The organism is Propionicimonas sp. T2.31MG-18, from assembly GCF_964266745.1.
GTDB lineage: Bacteria > Actinomycetota > Actinomycetes > Propionibacteriales > Propionibacteriaceae > Propionicimonas.
In genome coordinates this window covers 77,980-93,889 of sequence record NZ_CAXWGX010000031.1, presented here as the reverse complement: position 1 = coordinate 93,889, position 15,910 = coordinate 77,980, and the positions used below count along the sequence as shown (strand labels likewise).

Sequence of the window (15,910 nt, the reverse complement as noted above, 5' to 3'; positions counted from 1 at the left end):
CCCCCGCACCGCCAAAGTGGACCCATACCGCCGTTGTCGGCGGTTTGGGTCCACTTTGCGGATGAGGGGGTGGGTCAGGCGCTGGCCAGCCACCGGCGCGCGAGCTGGATGCGCGCCTCGACCTGCTCGGTGGTGGCCTGCGCCAGCGGCGGGCCACCCGCCTCCCGGCGCAGGCCGGCGTGGACGTGGCTGTGGGGCACGCCCCTCACTCTCGCCACCTGCGAGACCAGGCTGTTCAGCTCCTTGCGCCGGCCTTCCAGCGCGCGGAAGAGGCTGACCTCCGCCGGCACCTTCTCACGGCGATCCCTCCGGGACGCCCGGGCCAGTTGCCGGCGCTGGCGGTCGGCGAGCAGCACGGCCACCTGGTCGGACTCCAGCAGCCCGGGCAGCCCGAGGTAGTCCGCCTCGTCCGCGCTCGTCGGCTCGGCCTGGAGCCCGTAGGCGCGGGCGTCGAAGAGCACGTGGTCGAAGACCGCGTTCGCCTCGAGGGTCTCCTGCTCGCCCTCGAGGTCGGCGGTCCGACGGGTGCGGTTGGCCTCGGCGAGGAGCGCCTCCTCCTCGGCCCACAGCTCGTCGGCCTGCCGTGGACGGCCGAGGAAGTGGTCGCGCTGGCGCTCGAGCGCGCCCGCGTGGGCGAGCAGGATCGGGACGGTGGGCAGGAAGACGCTCGCCAGCTCACCACGCCGACGGCTGCGGACGAAGCGTCCGACCGCCTGGGCGAAGAAGAGCGGGGTCGAGGTCGCCGTGGCGTACACACCCACGGCGAGGCGTGGCACGTCCACACCCTCCGACACCATGCGCACGGCCACCATCCAGCGCTGGGTCGAGTCGGAGAACTCCTCGATGCGCCGGCTCGCACCGGGGTCGTCGGAAAGGACGGTGGTCGGCTTCTCGCCGGTGATCGCTGCCAGGGCCCGCGCATACGCGCGGGCCTGTCTTTGGTCGCTGGCGATCACCAGTCCCCCCGCGTCCGGCACGTGCCGGCGCACCTCCTCCAGCCTCCGGTCCGCCGCCCGCAACACCGCGGGCATCCACTCCCCCGCCGGGTCGAGGGCGGTGCGCCACGCCTGGGCCGTGACGTCCTTGGTCAGCGGCTCCCCCAGCGTGGCCGCCAGTTCGTCCCCTGCCCGGGTCCGCCAGCGCATGCCGCCGCCGTAGGCGAGGAAGACCACCGGACGCACCACGTGGTCGCGCAGCGCCTCCGCGTAGCCGTAGGTGTAGTCCGGGACCGAGCGACGGGTGCCGTCGGGCTCCTCTGCGTACCGGACGAACGGGATCGGTGTCGCGTCCGACCGGAACGGCGTCCCGGTCAGCGACAGCCGCCGGGTGGCGAGGGCGAAGGCCTGCGCGACGGCTTCTCCCCAGCTCAGCGCGTCGCCGGCGTGGTGGATCTCGTCGAAGATCACCAGCGTCCGGGCGCCGACCGTGCGGGTCTCGTAGGCGTGCGTGGCCGCGGCCACCCCGGCATAGGTCACCGCCTGGCCCTGGAACTGGCGCGACCGGCCGCGCCGCGTACCACCCAGCCCGGGGTCCAGGCGCAGGCCCACCTTTGCCGCGGCATCGGCCCACTGCACCTTCAGGTGCTCGGTCGGGGTGACCACGATCACCTGCTCGATCGTGCGGGCCTCCAGCAGATCGGTCGCCACACGCAACGCGAACGTGGTCTTGCCCGCGCCGGGGGTGGCCACGGCAAGGAAGTCGCGGGCCGCGAGCTCGCGGTAGCGGGCCAGCGCCTCCACCTGCCAGGCGCGCAGGCGGGCCGCCGTGCCCCAGGCGGCCCGTCCCGGGAACGCCGGGGACAGGTCGTCAATCGGCACGGCTCACCTCCCGGATCGGCGCCACCGCAGCAGCAGCAGGACGGCGAGCCCGATCCCGGCCAGGTCGGCCAGGGCGTCGAAGGCGTCCCCGTCCCGGTACGGGACGAACCGCCACTGGACCAGCTCGCTCACGACAGCGTGGACGGCGAACACCCCCGCCACCAACCCGACACGCCGGGTCAGCCGCCCGAGGAGGTACACCGGCACCGCGAACAGAAGAACATGTACCACCTTGTCAGCGCCCGGTAGCCAGGGGAGCTCGAGGGTGCCCTGCGGGTCGCCGGGCAGGTACAGCGCCACCAGGTGGACGGCGACCGCCAGCCCGGCCAGCCACGGCAGCCAGCGCACCCACCGCGGGCCGCGATGGCCGGCCGGCGGCTCGACGGGCGGCGTCGGTGGCTCAGCCAAGCTTCTGCAGGATGAGTTCGCGGACGCGGCCGGCGTCGGCCTGGCCGCGCATGTCCTTCATCACCGCGCCGATGAGCGCACCGGCGGCCTGGAGCTTGCCATCCCGGATCCGAGCGGCCACGTCGGGATTCGCAGCGATGGCGGCGTCGACGGCCGCGGACAGCGCACCGTCGTCGGACACCACGGCCAGCCCGCGGGCGACCACGACGTCGGCCGGCGAGCCCTCTCCGGCGAGGACGCCGTCGATCACCTGTCGCGCGAGCTTGTCGTTCACCGTCCCGGCGTCCACCAGCGCCTGTACCTCGGCCACCTGCGCGGGCGTGATCGCCAGCGCCGCCAGGTCGACACCCGCCTCGTTCGCACGCCGGGCGAGCTCGGTCAACCACCACTTCCGCGCCGACTGCGGGGTGGCGCCGGCGGCCACGGTGGCCTCGATGACGTCGAGGGCCCCGGCGTTGACCGCGTCCTGCATCTCCAGGTCGGTGTAGCCCCACGCTGCCTGGAGCCGCTCCCGACGCACGTTCGGCAGCTCGGGGAGGGTCCCGCGCAGCTGCTCGACCCATTCGCGACGGGGCGCGACGGGGACGAGGTCCGGCTCGGGGAAGTACCGGTAGTCCTCGGCCTGCTCCTTGGAGCGTCCCGGGGTGGTGTAGCCCTCCTCGTGCCAGTGGCGGGTCTCCTGGTGCACCCTCCCCCCGGAGGACAGGAGGGCCGCCTGCCGCTGGATCTCGTAGGTCAGAGCGCGCTCGACGCTGCGCAGCGAGTTGACGTTCTTCGTCTCGGTGCGCAGCCCGAACTGCGTGGCGCCCTTCGGCATCAGCGACACGTTCGCGTCGCAGCGCAGCGACCCCTGCTCCATGCGGACGTCGGACACGCCGAGGCTGAGCATCAGGTCGCGCAGGAACGACACGTAGGCCTTCGCCACCTGCGGCGCCTTCGCGCCCGTGCCGGTGATCGGCCGGGTGACGATCTCGACCAGTGGGGTCCCGGCGCGGTTGTAGTCGACGAGGGAGTACTCGGCGTCGCCGATGCGTCCGCTGCTGCCGCCGGCGTGGACGAGCTTCCCCGCGTCCTCCTCCATGTGCGCGCGTTCGATCTCGATCCGGTACGTCTCCCCGTCCACCTCGAGGTCGATCCAGCCGTCGTGGGCGATCGGCTCGTCGTACTGCGAGGTCTGGAAGTCCTTGGTCATGTCCGGGTAGAAGTAGTTCTTCCGGGCGAAGCGGCACCACGACGCGATCGAGCAGTTCAGCGCCAGCCCGATGCGGATCGCGGACTCGATGGCCTTCCCGTTGACCACCGGCAGCGAGCCGGGCAGCCCCAGGCACACCGGACAGGTCTGGGTGTTGGGCTCCCCGCCGAAGGCGTTCGCGCAGCCGCAGAACATCTTGGACGCGGTGTTGAGCTCCACGTGCACCTCGAGCCCGAGCACGGGGTCGTACGCGGCCAGGGCCGCATCGAAGTCCAGCAGGTCAGCGCTCATCGTCCGTCCCCCACCTTCAGGTACGCCCCGGCCGGCGAGGTCGCGAGCTGGTCGAGCAGGCCGCCTCCCCAGCGGGTGGCGAGTTCACGTTCCAGCGCCGCACCGACCCGGTAGAGCCGGTCGTCCGCCAGCGGCGGCGCCATCACCTGGAAGCCGACCGGCAGGCCGTCGTCGGGGCTCAGCCCGCACGGGATGGACGCCGCACAGTTGCCCGCGAGGTTGGACGGGATCGTGCACAGGTCGGCCTTGTACATCGCCAGCGGGTCGTCGACCCGCTCGCCGATCGTGAAGGCCGTGGTCGGGGTGGTCGGTGAGACGAGGACGTCCACCTGCGCGAACGCGGCGTCGAAGTCCCTGGAGATCAGCGTGCGCACCTTCTGGGCCGACCCGTAGTAGGCGTCGTAGTAGCCCGACGACAGCGCATAGGTGCCGATGATGATGCGCCGCTTGGCCTCGGCGCCGAAGCCGGCGCCGCGCGTGAGGTTCATCACCTCTTCGACCCCGTTCACCCCGTCGTCGCCGACGCGCAGGCCGTACCGCATCGCGTCGAACCGGGCCAGGTTGCTCGACACCTCGCTGGGCATGATCAGGTAGTAGGCGGGCAGCGCGTACTCGAAGTTCGGGCACGAGACCTCGACGATCTCCGCGCCGAGCCCCTCCAGCACCGCCAGTGCTTCCGCGAACCGCTGTTCGACGCCCGGCTGGTAGCCCTCGCCACCGAACTCACGCACGACACCGATCCGCATGCCCGCCACGTCGCCGCTGCGGGCGGCCCCGACCACGTCCGGGACGGGGGCGTTGATCGAGGTGGAGTCACGGGGGTCCCAGCCGGCGATGACGCTGTGCAGCAGGGCCGCGTCCAGCACGGTACGCGCACAGGGCCCGGGGGTGTCGAGCGAGGACGCCATGGCCACCACGCCGTAGCGGGACGTTGCGCCGTAGGTGGGCTTCACGCCGACCGTGCCGGTGACCGAGGCGGGCTGGCGGATCGAACCGCCGGTGTCGGTGCCGATCGCCAGGGGTGCCTCGAACGCCGCGAGCGCCGCGGCGGAGCCGCCGCCCGAACCACCGGGGATCTTCGTGGTGTCCCACGGGTTGTGGGTGGTGAAGTAGCCCGAGTTCTCCGTGGAGGAACCCATCGCGAACTCGTCCATGTTGGTCTTGCCCAGCACCACGACCCCGGCGTCGAGCAGGCGCTCGGTGATCGTGGAGTTGTACGGCGGGATCCAGCCCTCCAGGATGCGCGAGCCGCAGGTGGTGGGCGCCCCGGTCATCGTGAAGATGTCCTTCATCGCCAGCGGGATGCCCGCGAGCGGGCCGAGATCCTCGCCGGCCGCGCGCCGTGCGTCCACGGCGTCCGCCGCGGCCAGGGCACGCTCGCCGTCCACGTGCAGGAAGGCGCGGACGCTGCCGTCCACGGCGTCGATCTGGTCGAGGTGGGCCTGGGCCACCTCACGGGCGCTCACCTCGCCGGAGGCGAGGAGGTCGGACAGGCCGGCAGCCGTCGCGCGCAGGATGCTCATGCGTCCTCCGCCAGGATGCGCGGGACGCGGAAGCGCCCGTCCTCGACGGCGGGAGCGGCGGCCAGCACGGCGTCGCGGGCCAGCGACGGCGTGACGACGTCCTCGCGGAACACGTTCGTCAACGGGAGTGCGTGGGAGGTCGGGGGGACGTCGGCCCCGGCCACCTCGGTCACCCGAGCGACCGACTGGAGGATGACGTCCAGTTGCGGGGCCAGGCGGGCGAGTTCTTCATCGGTGAGCCGGATCCGGGCGAGTTCGCCGAGCCGGGCCACGTCGGCAGCGGTCAAAGCCAAGGTGCACTCCTGTAGCGGGCACGGGGTTCCCCCCGCGGCGTCTCACTCTAGACGAGGAGTCAGTTCAGGCGCGCCAGCGCCTGAACTGCGACAAGTCTTGACGAGCCGCTCGGTACGAGCGGCGAGGAACAGACGAGGAGTCACGTCGTGAAGCCAGCCCCCCTGCGCGAAAATGCCCCCGCGATCCCCGGACCGGTTTGACACCCCTGTAACACCGATAGGCCAGACTGACCGCGTGTTCCTGATGCGTGTGGTCCTCCCCGACCGGCCCGGTTCCCTGGGTGCGGTCGCGACAGCCATGGGCACCGTGGGTGCCGACATCAACGCCGTGGAGATCGTGGAGAAGTACGAGGGCTACGCGATCGACGACTTCATGCTGGAGCTCCCGGCGGGGGCGGCTCCCGACTCGCTGATCACGGCCTGCACGTCGGTGCAGGGGGTGGAGGTCGTCTGGCTGTCCCACTATCCCGAGGCGTGGGGCCTCCAGGCCGATGTCGACGTGCTGAACGCGATGACCGAGGAGCCGGAGAAGGCAGAGGCGATCCTCACCCTCGAGGCGCCGGAGGTCTTCCGTGTCACCTGGGCGGTCCTGGTCGACCGTGTGAACCACCGCGTCCTGGCCCAGACCACGCTCGCCCCGGACCTGGACGACACCGGCATCCGGGCGCTGGGCGATCTCGACGCGGTGAGGGACGGCGAACTGCCCGACGGTTGGCTGCCCGGCTGGGGCGAGACCCTCATCGCCGTGGCGCCGTTCCGGAGCGATGCGAGCATCGTGCTCGCGCGGCGCGGGGGCCCGGAGTTCCTGAAGTCCGAGCTCGCCCGCCTGCGGCATCTCGCCGCGCTCGCCTTCTGACGGAGTCGCTCAGCGGATCAGGGTGTAGATCCAGTAGCCGTACCCACAGACGGCCGCGATGGCGAGCACGAACGCGAGGATCGCCCACCACCGGGCACGCTTCTTCCTGCGCGTCGGCGGCACGTCCAGCGGACCCCACTCGCCCATCTGCGGGCGGACCCGCGGCGGGGCACCCACGTTCAGGTTGAGGTCGGAGTTCAGGCCTTCGGGCACGGCTTCATCCTAGGGGCCGCCTCAATCGGCGGGTCGCACGGACTCCGGGCCGCCGGCGAGGAGCGCCTCGAACCCGGCCGCGTCGAGGACGGGCACCCCGAGGGAGACGGCCTTGTCGAACTTCGAGCCCCCGCCCTCCCCCGCGACGAGATAGCTGGTGCGCGAGGACACCGAGCCGGCCGCCTTCCCGCCGTGCGCCTCGATGGCCTCCGTGACGCTGTCGCGCGTGTAGCCGGGCAGGGAGCCGGTGACGACGAGGGTGAGGCCGGCGAGCGTCTGCGGGACGCCCGCCGCCGCCGTGGGCTCGGATTCGAGCCGGCAGCCGGCGGCCTTCCACTTCTCGACGATCGCGGCGTGCCAGTCGACCTCGAACCACTCCCGGATGGAGGCGGCCAGGGTCGGCCCGATGCCGGGGACGGCGCTCAGGTCCTCCAGGCTCGCCGCCTCGAGCGCGTCGATGCTCGGGAAGGCCGCGGCGACGTCGGGGGCGACGCCCTTGCCGACGTGCCGGATCGACAGCGCGACCAGGAACCGGGAGAACGGACGGGTCTTGGCCGCTTCGAGGTTCGCCAGCAGCTTTCGGCCGTTGGCCGACAGCGACCCGTCCTTGGTGGTGAGCACCCCGGCTGCGACAAGACGGTCCTCGGTCAGGTCGAACAGGTCACCCTCATCGGTCAGCAGGCCCGCACTCAGCAGGGCGTCCGCGGACTGCCAGCCGAGCACCTCGATGTCGAGGGCCTGCCGGGAGGCGAGGTGGAACAGGCGCTCGCGCAGCTGGGAGGGGCACGACCGCCGGTTCGGGCAGCGGATGTCGGCGTCCCCCTCCTTTTCCGGACGCAACGCGCTTCCGCAGGCCGGACAGTGGGTGGGCATCACGAACTCCCGCTGGGTGCCGTCACGCAGCTCGACCACCGGGCCGAGCACCTCGGGAATGACGTCACCGGCCTTGCGCAGGACGACGGTGTCGCCGATCAGCACGCCCTTGCGCCTGACCTCCGATGCGTTGTGCAGCGTCGCCATCTCCACCGTCGAGCCGGAGACGAAGACCGGCTCCATCACCGCGTACGGCGTCACGCGCCCGGTGCGTCCCACGTTCACGCGGATGTCCAGCAGCCGGGTGGTCACCTCCTCGGGCGGGTACTTGTAGGCGATCGCCCAGCGTGGCGCGCGCGAGGTGTGGCCGAGCCTGGCCTGGAGCGCCCGGTCGTCGACCTTCACCACGACACCGTCGATCTCGTGCTCGACCGAGTGGCGGTGCTCGCCGTAGTGGGCGATGTAGGCCTTGACCTCCTCGACGGAGTGGCACACCCGGTAGTGGTCGCTCGTGGGCAGGCCCCAGGCCCGCAGCAGGTCGTAGCCGTGGGACTGCCGGTCGAGGTCGCCGCCGGAGAAGGACCCGATCCCGTGGACGAGGAAGTGCAGCCGCCGGCGGGCGGTGACCCGCGGATCCTTCTGGCGCAACGAGCCGGCCGCGGAGTTGCGGGGGTTGGCGAACGGAGCCCTGCCCGCCTCGACCAGGCCCGCGTTGAGGGCGGCGAAGTCCTCGACCCGCATGAACACCTCGCCGCGCACCTCGACGATCTCGGGGACGCCGGGGCCGGCGAGCCGGGCGGGGATCGCGTCGATCGTGCGGACGTTGGCGGTCACGTCCTCGCCGACGGTCCCGTCACCCCGCGTCGCGGCACTGACGAGGCGCCCGTCGCGGTAGACCAGGTCGAGGGCCAGCCCGTCGATCTTCAGCTCGCACAGGTAGCCGGACGCCGCGACCGGTACAGCGGCCAAGCCCTCCGCGCGCGCGAGCCACTTGTCCAGCTCCTCGAGGGAGAACACGTTGTCGAGGCTCATCAGCGGAACGAGGTGCGTCACGGGGGCGAAGGTGGAGCTCGGCGCCCCGCCGACCTGCTGCGTGGGGCTGTCCGGCGAGCGCAGCGCGGGGTGCGCCTCCTCCAGTTCGATGAGTTCCCGCATCAGCGCGTCGAACTCGGCGTCGGACACCACCGGGGCGTCCTGCACGTAGTAGCGCCTGCGGTGCTCGGTGATCTCCGCACTCAGCTCGGCGTGCCGGGCCCTCGCCGCGTCGTCGCTCATGGCCCGCACCCTAGCGCGCCGTCCCGACAGCGCCACCGGGCCCGACGCGCTCTTGACAGCCCCGGGCTCGACCGGCGTTGACTGGTGCGATGGGCCGCACCGTGTACTACACAGCAACGAGCCTCGACGGCTACATCGCCACCACAGACCACTCGCTGGACTGGCTCCTCGGCCGGACGTCGTCCGAGGGCGGCGCGATGGACTACGACACCTTCATCGGCGGTGTCGGGGCCCTGTGCATGGGCGCCAACACCTACGCCTGGATCCACCGGGAGAGCAGGGACGCGCAGGGTGGCCTCACCCAGGCCTGGCCGTACCGCCAGCCGTGCTGGGTGTTCACCCACCGGACGCCCGCGCCGTGGCCCGGCGCCGACCTCCGGCCCACCCGGGAGCCGGTGGAGGTGGTGCACGAGATGATGAGCACCATCGCCGGCGACCGGGATGTGTGGGTGGTCGGAGGAGGGGAGCTGGCCGGGCAGTTCCTCGACCGCGGGCTGCTGGACGAGGTGGTCGTGAACATCGCGCCGGTGACCCTCGGGACGGGTCGCCCGCTGCTCCCCCGCCGTGCGGAACTGCGCCGCCTGGACACCGCGGTGAGCGGCGAGTTCGTCGCGTCCCGCTTCGCCGTGGTGCGCTGAGCTACGCGAGTTCGGCCTCGACCTGCGCGGCGGCACGGGCGAGCACCTCGAACCCGCGAGCGGCCTCCGCCGGCGTCCACCCGGCCAGCCCGCATGCGGGGGTGAGCACCAGTGCGCCGGACGTCGCGTCCGTGGCCCCGATCCGGTCCAGCGCCTCCAACGCCCGCCGGCGGACGGCGTCGACGCCGGCCGGACGCGGGTCCCCGCCGGTCGGCAGGCACCCGAGGTAGAGGGTGGCACCCGCGTCGGCGGCACCGGCGAGCGCGTCCCAGTCGGGTGCGACGAGCTGGTCGAGGTCGACGGAGATGCCGTCGAACCCGGCGGCGGTCGAGTGTCCGTGCAGCAGCGACGGCAGCGGCCAGCCGCCGTCCCACCGCGCGCAGCTGTGCAGGACGGTCGGCACGGTCAAGCCCCGACGCGCCGGCTCGCCGGTGACCCAGGACAGTGCCCGGCAGAGCTCGGGCAGGTCGATCGAGCGGTGCCGGAAGAACCCGCCCGGCGTGGGCACCGCGCCCGCGGCGACGGCCGGCAGCGACGGCTCGTCCACCTGGAGCACCAGGTCGACGCCGGGCAGCCGACGGCGGAGGTCGGCCAGGAGGTCGCCGACCCCTTCGGCCACGGACTGGGCGAGGTCGCGGCGGGCGCCCGGATCGGCCAGGACGCGACCGGTGTGGGCGACGCCGACCGCCGCGGCGAGCGTCCAGGGGCCGGTCACGGCCACCTTGAACCGTCCGCTGTAGCCGTGCGCCGCCTCCTCGAGCTGGTCGAGGTCGTCGCGCCACGTGGCGCGGCTCCGACGCTGGTCGAGCCCCGGCGCGTCGGCCAGGCGCCACTCCCCTGCCGAGAAGTCCGCGGGCAGCCCAGCGGGGAGCCCGAGCCCGCGCCCGATCATCGACGCCCAGGGCCCGCGCGCGGGCAGTTCGGGCAGGTAGGGCAGGTCGGGGACCTTGTCGAAGGTCATCCGCGCGGCAGCGGCGAGGTCGGTTCCGGGAAGGGAGCCGAGCCCGGTGAACGTCACCATCCGGCGGCCGTCCCCGCGATGGTGCACGCTCCCACCACGCGGTCGCCGTCGTAGGCCACCGCGGCCTGTCCGGGCGCGATTCCGTAGGCCGGCTGGTCGAGGGCGATCCGGAGACCGCCGTCCGTCGCGGTGACGAGCGCGGGCAGGGCCTCGCCGTGGGCGCGCACCTGCACGAGCCCGCGCCAGGAGCCGTCCACCGGGGACTCCGTCCAGGTGGGCCGGATCCCCTCGATGACCCGGACGGCCAGCGCGGTCCGGGGCCCGACGGTGACGGTGTTCGCGGCCGGATCCACGCCCACCACGTACCGGGGTCGCCCGTCCTCGGCGGGGACGGACAGGTGGAGTCCGTGCCGCTGGCCGACCGTGAACTGGTGCGTGCCGCTGTGGGCGCCCACGACCTGCCCGTCGAGGTCGACGACGTCTCCGGCGCGTCGCCCGAGCCGGGAGTGCAGGAACCCTGCCGTGTCGCCGGTGGGGATGAAACAGATGTCGTGGCTGTCCGGCTTCTTCGCCAGGCTGAGCCCGCGGGCCGCGGCCTCGGCACGCACCCCGGCCTTGGCGGTGTCCCCGCCGAGCGGGAACAGCGAGTGGCGCAACTGGTCGGCGTCCAGCACCCCCAGCACGTAGGACTGGTCCTTGGCCGGCTCGGCGGCCCGGTACAGCGACACCCGGTCGCCGTCGCGCTCCAGTCGCGCGTAGTGCCCGGTGGCGACGGCGTCGAAGCCGAGGGCTCGTCCGCGCTCGAGCACCGCGGCGAACTTGATCTTCTCGTTGCAGCGCAGGCACGGGTTGGGCGTGCGCCCGGCCGCGTACTCGCTGACGAAGTCCGCGACCACGTCGGCGGCGAAGCGCTCGGCGAAGTCCCACACGTAGAACGGGATGCCGAGGACATCGGCCGCGCGCCGGGCATCGTGGGAGTCCTCCAGCGAGCAGCACCCCCGCGCCCCGCTGCGGTAGGCCTCGGGGTTCTTCGACAGGGCGAGGTGCACTCCGACGACGTCGTGTCCCGCGTCCACCAGGCGCGCCGCGGCCACGGCGGAGTCGACGCCGCCGGACATCGCGGCCAGCACCCGCATGCGCGCACCTCCTCCGACGTCGGGCCCCCAGGACGCGATGAGTCTACGTCCGGGCCTCAGCCAGACATCACCCGCGTGCGAGTGGCCGACCGGAGGTCTAGGGACGTGGACCCGGCGGGCGTCGTCCCCACCCCGGCAGGTCGAGCAGGAGTGCACCCGGCGTCGCCCCGCCGGCCAGCAGCGGGCACCCGGCGAGGACCGCCACACCCGTCGCGGCCCACAGCGCCAGGGCCACGGGCTGCCCCGCCGTGCCGCCGACGGCGGAGACCACCGTCCACACCACGAGCCACGCCACCAGGTAGCCCGCCTGCCAGGCCACCACGTCCAGCAGGAGGGCAAGTGCCCTGCGCAGGGGCGTGGGGCGCGCGGCACCCCCCTGGCCTGCGCGGCGCTGCGGCCACGCCCGGAGCAGCGGGACGAAGAGCCACCCCAGCAGCGCTCCAGCTGTGTTGGCGATCAGGTCGTCGACGTCGAAGGTCCGGTAGCGGGTGCCCGCGATCCCCCACACCGCGGTCAGCTGCGTCAACTCGAAGGCCAGCGACAGCCCGAGCGCTGCGAGGGACACCCGGGCCGCCCCCCAGCCGTGGGCCCGCCGCAGGTACGCCCCGAAGGGCACCGTGAGCAGGACGTTGGAGAACACGTACACGACCGTGCGGTTCGTCAGCCAGGCGCCGAGCCCCCCGCCCACGTAGCGGACGCCGGCGCTGGCGTCCGCCAGCCAGCCGAACGGGACGAGGTTCACCGGCGCCGGGTCGCGGAGCACCGACTCGTCCGGGAAGGGCATCAGGACCAGCAGCCACGCGAGCACCAGGTACAGCGCGAAACCGCTGCGGGCCAGCACGTGTCGGCGGGCGCGCCCGCGCCGCCACAGCCAGGCGGTCCAGCCGGCCCAGGCCAGCAGCGCGACCCCGCAGAACACGAAGAGCCGGTAGCCGGCACCGACGCTGAACTGGCCGGGCATCAGGCCGCCGAGCGGGCCCGCGCCACCACACCGGGCAGGACGGCGAGGAGTGCGTCGATCGCCGCGTCCGCGGTGTCCGGACCGAAGGAGAAGCGCAGGCTCGAACCGGCGTCGTCCACGCTGCGGCCCATCGCGACCAGCACCTCGCTGGGCTGGTGCACCCCCGCGGAGCAGGCCGAGCCCGTGGACGCGTCGAAGCCCTCCGCGTCCAGCAGCAGCAGGACGTCGTCGGCCCGGGCGCCGGAGAAGGTGAGGTTGGCGATCGCGGGACTGCACGGCCCGACGGTGTTCACCCGCACGTCGGGCACCGCGGCGACGGCACCGGCGATCAGCCGGTCGCGGAGACGGCCGAGCCGGACCGCCTCGCTCTCCCGCCTCACCGAGGCCAGCCGGCTCGCCGCCGCGAAGCCCGCAGCGAGCGCCACCGGGACCGTGCCCGAGCGCAGGCGTGCCTCCTGCCCCCCACCGAAGCCCTGGGGCGACAGCGGCGTCCCCCGGCGGACCACCAGCGCGCCGATGCCGACCGGACCGCCGAGCTTGTGGGCCGACACGCTCGCCAGGTCCAGGCCGGACGCCGCGATGTCGACCGGCAGGTGGCCGAACGCCTGCACGGCGTCGGAGTGCGCCAGGGCACCCGCGGCGTGCGCGAGGGCGGCTGCCTCGGCCACCGGCTGGATCGCGCCGGTCTCGTTGTTGACCCACATGACCGAGACCAGGCCCGTGCGGGCGACGAACTGGGCGGCGACCGCGTCCAGGTCGAGGTGGCCTGTGGTGGTCACCGGCAGGACGGCCACGCCCGGCAGCCGCTCCCGCACCGCAGACACCGACGGGTGCTCGACGGCGGACACGGCGAGGCCGGGACGCCCGGGCGGGCGCGCGCCCAGCAGCGCGAGGTTGTTCGCCTCTGTCCCGCCGGAGGTGAACACCACCTCGCCGGGCAGTGCCCCGAGGTCGGCGGCGAGGGAGTCCCTCGCGTCCTCGAGGACGCGACGCGCCCTGCGTCCGGACGCGTGGAGCGAACTGGGGTTGCCGGCCACGGCGAAGGCCTCGGCCATGGCCTCGACCACCCGCGGCTCGCAGGGCGAGGACGCCGCATGGTCCAGGTAGGTCCGGGCCGTCATCGCGCGCCTCCCGTCCATCTGGTCAAACGATTCCCCGGTTTTCCGAGGGTCGGTGGTGGTTCCCGTTGAAGATTAGGTGACACTATGGGGGTCCGCGTTCCAGGAGGGGGAAGCTTGAATCCGTTGGAACCGTCGGTGGTGGAACCGCGGGAGGGCGCGACGCCCCCTGCGCAGCTGGGCGCCCTGGTGCGCGACGGAGGGACCACCTTCTCGCTCTGGGCCCCGCGCGCCACCCGGGTCGAGCTGGCCCTCGTCGACGAGCACCGGCGCCAGACCAACCACGACCTCGTGGCCGGCGCGGACGGGATCTGGTCGCTCCACCTGCCCGGCGTCGGCACCGGCCAGCGGTACGGCTACCGCGTCCACGGGCGCTGGTCGCCGGAGACCGGCGAGCGGTTCAACCCGGCCAAGCTCCTGCTCGACCCCTACGCCCGCGCGATCACCGGCGGCGTCGACTACTCCGGACCGATCCGGGACCACACCGCGGAGTCGAACTTCCTGCCCGACCTCGAGGACTCGTTCGCCGCGGTCCCCCTGAGCGTGGTGGTGGCCGACACCCCGGCCCCGCAGCCGCTGGCACGACCGCTGGAGTTGTCCGAGCTGGTCATCTACGAGACCCACCTGCGTGGCTACACGCGCCAGCACCCGGCCGTCCCGGAGCACCTGCGGGGCACCTACGCCGGCATGGCCTACCCGGCCGTCGTCGAGCACCTGGTCGACCTCGGCGTGAACGCCGTGGAGTTCCTCCCGCTGCACCACTTCGTGTCCGAGCCCTTCGTCGTCGGCCGGGGGCTCACCAACTACTGGGGCTACAACACGCTGGGCTTCTTCGCGCCGCACGGGGCCTACGCGTCCTCCACCTCCGGCACGCTCGGCGGGCAGGTCGCGGAGTTCAAGGAGATGGTCTCGGCCCTCCACGCCGCCGGCATCGCGGTGATCCTCGACGTCGTCTACAACCACACCGGCGAGGGCGGGCACGACGGCCCGACGCTGAGCTTCCGGGGGATCGACCACGGCGCCTACTACCGGCTGACCGACGACCGCCGCAACGACTACGACGTCACCGGCTGCGGCAACGCCGTGGACACCTCGAACCCCGGGGTGCTGCGGATGGTGCTCGACTCGCTGCGCTACTGGGTGACCGAGATGGGCGTGGACGGCTTCCGCTTCGACCTGAACACCACCCTGATCCGTGACGCGGCGCACCACGTCGACCAGAACCACCCCTTCAAGCAGCTCGTCGCCGCCGATCCCGTGCTCTCCGGCACGGTGATGATCTCCGAGCCGTGGGACCTCGGCCCCTACGGCTACCAGGTCGGACGCTGGGGACGCGACTGGTCGGAGTGGAACGACCGCTTCCGTGGCTTCACCCGCGACTTCTGGCGGGGGGCCATCGGCGGCGTCCAGGAACTCGCCACCCGGCTGTCGGGGTCGTCCGACATCTACGACCACGGGGGGCGCGCGATCACGTCCTCGGTGAACTTCGTCACCGCCCACGACGGCTTCACCATGCGGGATGTCGTGACCTACGACCTCAAGCACAACGAGGCCAACGCCGAGCGGAACCGCGACGGGGCCGACGACAACCGCTCGTGGAACCACGGGTACGAGGGCGAGACCGACGACGAGCGGATCGTCGCGGACCGCCAGCGGACGGCGCGCAACATGATGGCCACCCTCGTGCTGAGCGCGGGCATCCCGATGATCCTGGCCGGAGACGAGATGGGTCGCTCGCAGGGCGGCAACAACAACGCCTACTGCCAGGACTCCCCCGTCTCGTGGGTGAACTGGTACAGCCGCGAGGACTGGGCGGCACAGGAGGAGTTCACCCGCACCCTGCTCAAGCTCCGCGCAGCCCACCCGCTGCTCCGCCCGTCCGCCTGGCGCTACCACGGCGAGGTGACCGACCTCCACGGGCACGGGCTCGGACGCTCCCCGGTGGCCTGGTTCGCCGAATCGGGCACCGAGATGACCACCGAGCAGTGGCACGACCCGGGACGGCACACCCTCGGCATGTACCTGTCGGACCGCACCGGGGCCTTCCTGGTGTACTTCCACTCCGGCTGGGACCCGATCGAGGTGTCCCTGCCCGGCGCGCCGTGGGCGCTGCGCTACACCGTGGAGGCCCACAGCGGGCTCGCCTCGGAGCTGCCGCGCAAGCGCCTCACCCCCGGCTCCACGCTGACGCTGCCCGGCCGGACCGTCCTCGTGCTGTCCGCGGACGTGCGCAGCGGCGCCCAACTGGTGTCGGCCCCGCACGGCGCCTCCAGGGGCGGCGCGGGCACGTCGGAGGCCTCCCGGCACACCCCCGGCGACCACAGGGCGTGAGCCCGGCGGAGCGCGTCCCACCGCCTCCCGAAGGGCCGCCCATCGCCGCCGTCATTCCCTCCCGCTGGCTCTGGCCAGACGCTA

Annotated in this window: 14 protein-coding genes; 3 read left to right on the top strand and 11 right to left on the bottom strand. The window is 73.0% G+C overall.

Translation table 11 applies throughout. The annotated features are described in order from the left end of the window. Nucleotides 1-74: 74 nt before the first annotated feature. The 5 genes from ACFQQJ_RS18105 to gatC are packed head-to-tail and all read right to left on the bottom strand — an operon-like array spanning nucleotide 75 to nucleotide 5,524. Entirely contained in the window at nucleotides 75-1,817 is a 1,743-nt protein-coding gene (locus tag ACFQQJ_RS18105) for a DEAD/DEAH box helicase (protein ID WP_377108717.1), read from the bottom strand. A gap of 3 nt (nucleotides 1,818-1,820) precedes the next feature. Beyond that, nucleotides 1,821-2,225, bottom strand: a complete 405-nt coding sequence (locus ACFQQJ_RS18100; RefSeq protein ID WP_377108716.1) for a hypothetical protein — start codon at nucleotides 2,223-2,225, stop codon at nucleotides 1,821-1,823. Then, nucleotides 2,218-3,708, bottom strand: a complete 1,491-nt coding sequence (gene gatB, locus ACFQQJ_RS18095) for an Asp-tRNA(Asn)/Glu-tRNA(Gln) amidotransferase subunit GatB (protein WP_377108715.1) — start codon at nucleotides 3,706-3,708, stop codon at nucleotides 2,218-2,220. The genes ACFQQJ_RS18100 and gatB overlap by 8 nt, the downstream gene beginning before the upstream one ends. Then, the gene (gatA, locus tag ACFQQJ_RS18090) at nucleotides 3,705-5,231 is read right to left on the bottom strand and encodes an Asp-tRNA(Asn)/Glu-tRNA(Gln) amidotransferase subunit GatA (RefSeq protein ID WP_377108713.1); all 1,527 of its coding nucleotides are present in this window, start codon (nucleotides 5,229-5,231) and stop codon (nucleotides 3,705-3,707) included. Before gatA ends, gatB begins: the two co-directional genes overlap by 4 nt. Then, nucleotides 5,228-5,524 (bottom strand): Asp-tRNA(Asn)/Glu-tRNA(Gln) amidotransferase subunit GatC, encoded by a 297-nt coding sequence (gene gatC / locus ACFQQJ_RS18085; RefSeq protein ID WP_377108712.1) that lies wholly within the window; start codon nucleotides 5,522-5,524, stop codon nucleotides 5,228-5,230. Before gatC ends, gatA begins: the two co-directional genes overlap by 4 nt. Nucleotides 5,525-5,768: 244 nt before the next feature. Here gatC and ACFQQJ_RS18080 point away from each other — a divergent pair, with 244 nt between their 5' ends. Further along, entirely contained in the window at nucleotides 5,769-6,380 is a 612-nt protein-coding gene (locus ACFQQJ_RS18080; protein WP_377108730.1) for an amino acid-binding protein, read from the top strand. Between the two features lie 9 nt (nucleotides 6,381-6,389). Here ACFQQJ_RS18080 and ACFQQJ_RS18075 read toward each other — a convergent pair whose 3' ends face one another. Together ACFQQJ_RS18075 and ligA are read right to left on the bottom strand one after the other, a co-directional pair. Further along, complete coding sequence (locus tag ACFQQJ_RS18075; protein WP_377108710.1) at nucleotides 6,390-6,593, bottom strand: hypothetical protein; 204 nt, start codon at nucleotides 6,591-6,593, stop codon at nucleotides 6,390-6,392. 21 nt (nucleotides 6,594-6,614) lie between these two features. Further along, the gene (ligA, locus tag ACFQQJ_RS18070) at nucleotides 6,615-8,681 is read right to left on the bottom strand and encodes an NAD-dependent DNA ligase LigA (RefSeq protein ID WP_377108709.1); all 2,067 of its coding nucleotides are present in this window, start codon (nucleotides 8,679-8,681) and stop codon (nucleotides 6,615-6,617) included. A gap of 89 nt (nucleotides 8,682-8,770) precedes the next feature. Here ligA and ACFQQJ_RS18065 point away from each other — a divergent pair, with 89 nt between their 5' ends. Continuing rightward, nucleotides 8,771-9,319, top strand: a complete 549-nt coding sequence (locus ACFQQJ_RS18065) for a dihydrofolate reductase family protein (protein ID WP_377108707.1) — start codon at nucleotides 8,771-8,773, stop codon at nucleotides 9,317-9,319. 1 nt (nucleotide 9,320) lies between these two features. Here ACFQQJ_RS18065 and ACFQQJ_RS18060 read toward each other — a convergent pair whose 3' ends face one another. The 4 genes from ACFQQJ_RS18060 to ACFQQJ_RS18045 all read right to left on the bottom strand — a co-directional run bounded on the left by ACFQQJ_RS18060 (nucleotide 9,321) and on the right by ACFQQJ_RS18045 (nucleotide 13,498). Beyond that, on the bottom strand, nucleotides 9,321-10,367 hold the full coding sequence (locus ACFQQJ_RS18060; protein WP_377108705.1) for a methionine synthase: 1,047 nt from the start codon (nucleotides 10,365-10,367) through the stop codon (nucleotides 9,321-9,323). Next, entirely contained in the window at nucleotides 10,334-11,416 is a 1,083-nt protein-coding gene (gene mnmA / locus ACFQQJ_RS18055; protein ID WP_377108703.1) for a tRNA 2-thiouridine(34) synthase MnmA, read from the bottom strand. Before mnmA ends, ACFQQJ_RS18060 begins: the two co-directional genes overlap by 34 nt. A 97-nt stretch (nucleotides 11,417-11,513) precedes the next feature. Next, nucleotides 11,514-12,377 carry a VanZ family protein gene (locus tag ACFQQJ_RS18050; RefSeq protein ID WP_377108701.1) on the bottom strand — a complete coding sequence of 288 codons (864 nt, stop codon included), beginning with the start codon at nucleotides 12,375-12,377 and terminating at the stop codon, nucleotides 11,514-11,516. After that, nucleotides 12,377-13,498: a cysteine desulfurase family protein gene (locus ACFQQJ_RS18045; RefSeq protein ID WP_377108700.1), complete on the bottom strand. Its 1,122-nt coding sequence runs from the start codon at nucleotides 13,496-13,498 to the stop codon at nucleotides 12,377-12,379. The genes ACFQQJ_RS18050 and ACFQQJ_RS18045 overlap by 1 nt, the downstream gene beginning before the upstream one ends. Before the next feature lie 135 nt (nucleotides 13,499-13,633). Here ACFQQJ_RS18045 and glgX point away from each other — a divergent pair, with 135 nt between their 5' ends. Beyond that, the gene (gene glgX, locus ACFQQJ_RS18040; protein WP_377108728.1) at nucleotides 13,634-15,826 is read left to right on the top strand and encodes a glycogen debranching protein GlgX; all 2,193 of its coding nucleotides are present in this window, start codon (nucleotides 13,634-13,636) and stop codon (nucleotides 15,824-15,826) included. The last annotated feature ends 84 nt before the right edge of the window (nucleotides 15,827-15,910 follow it).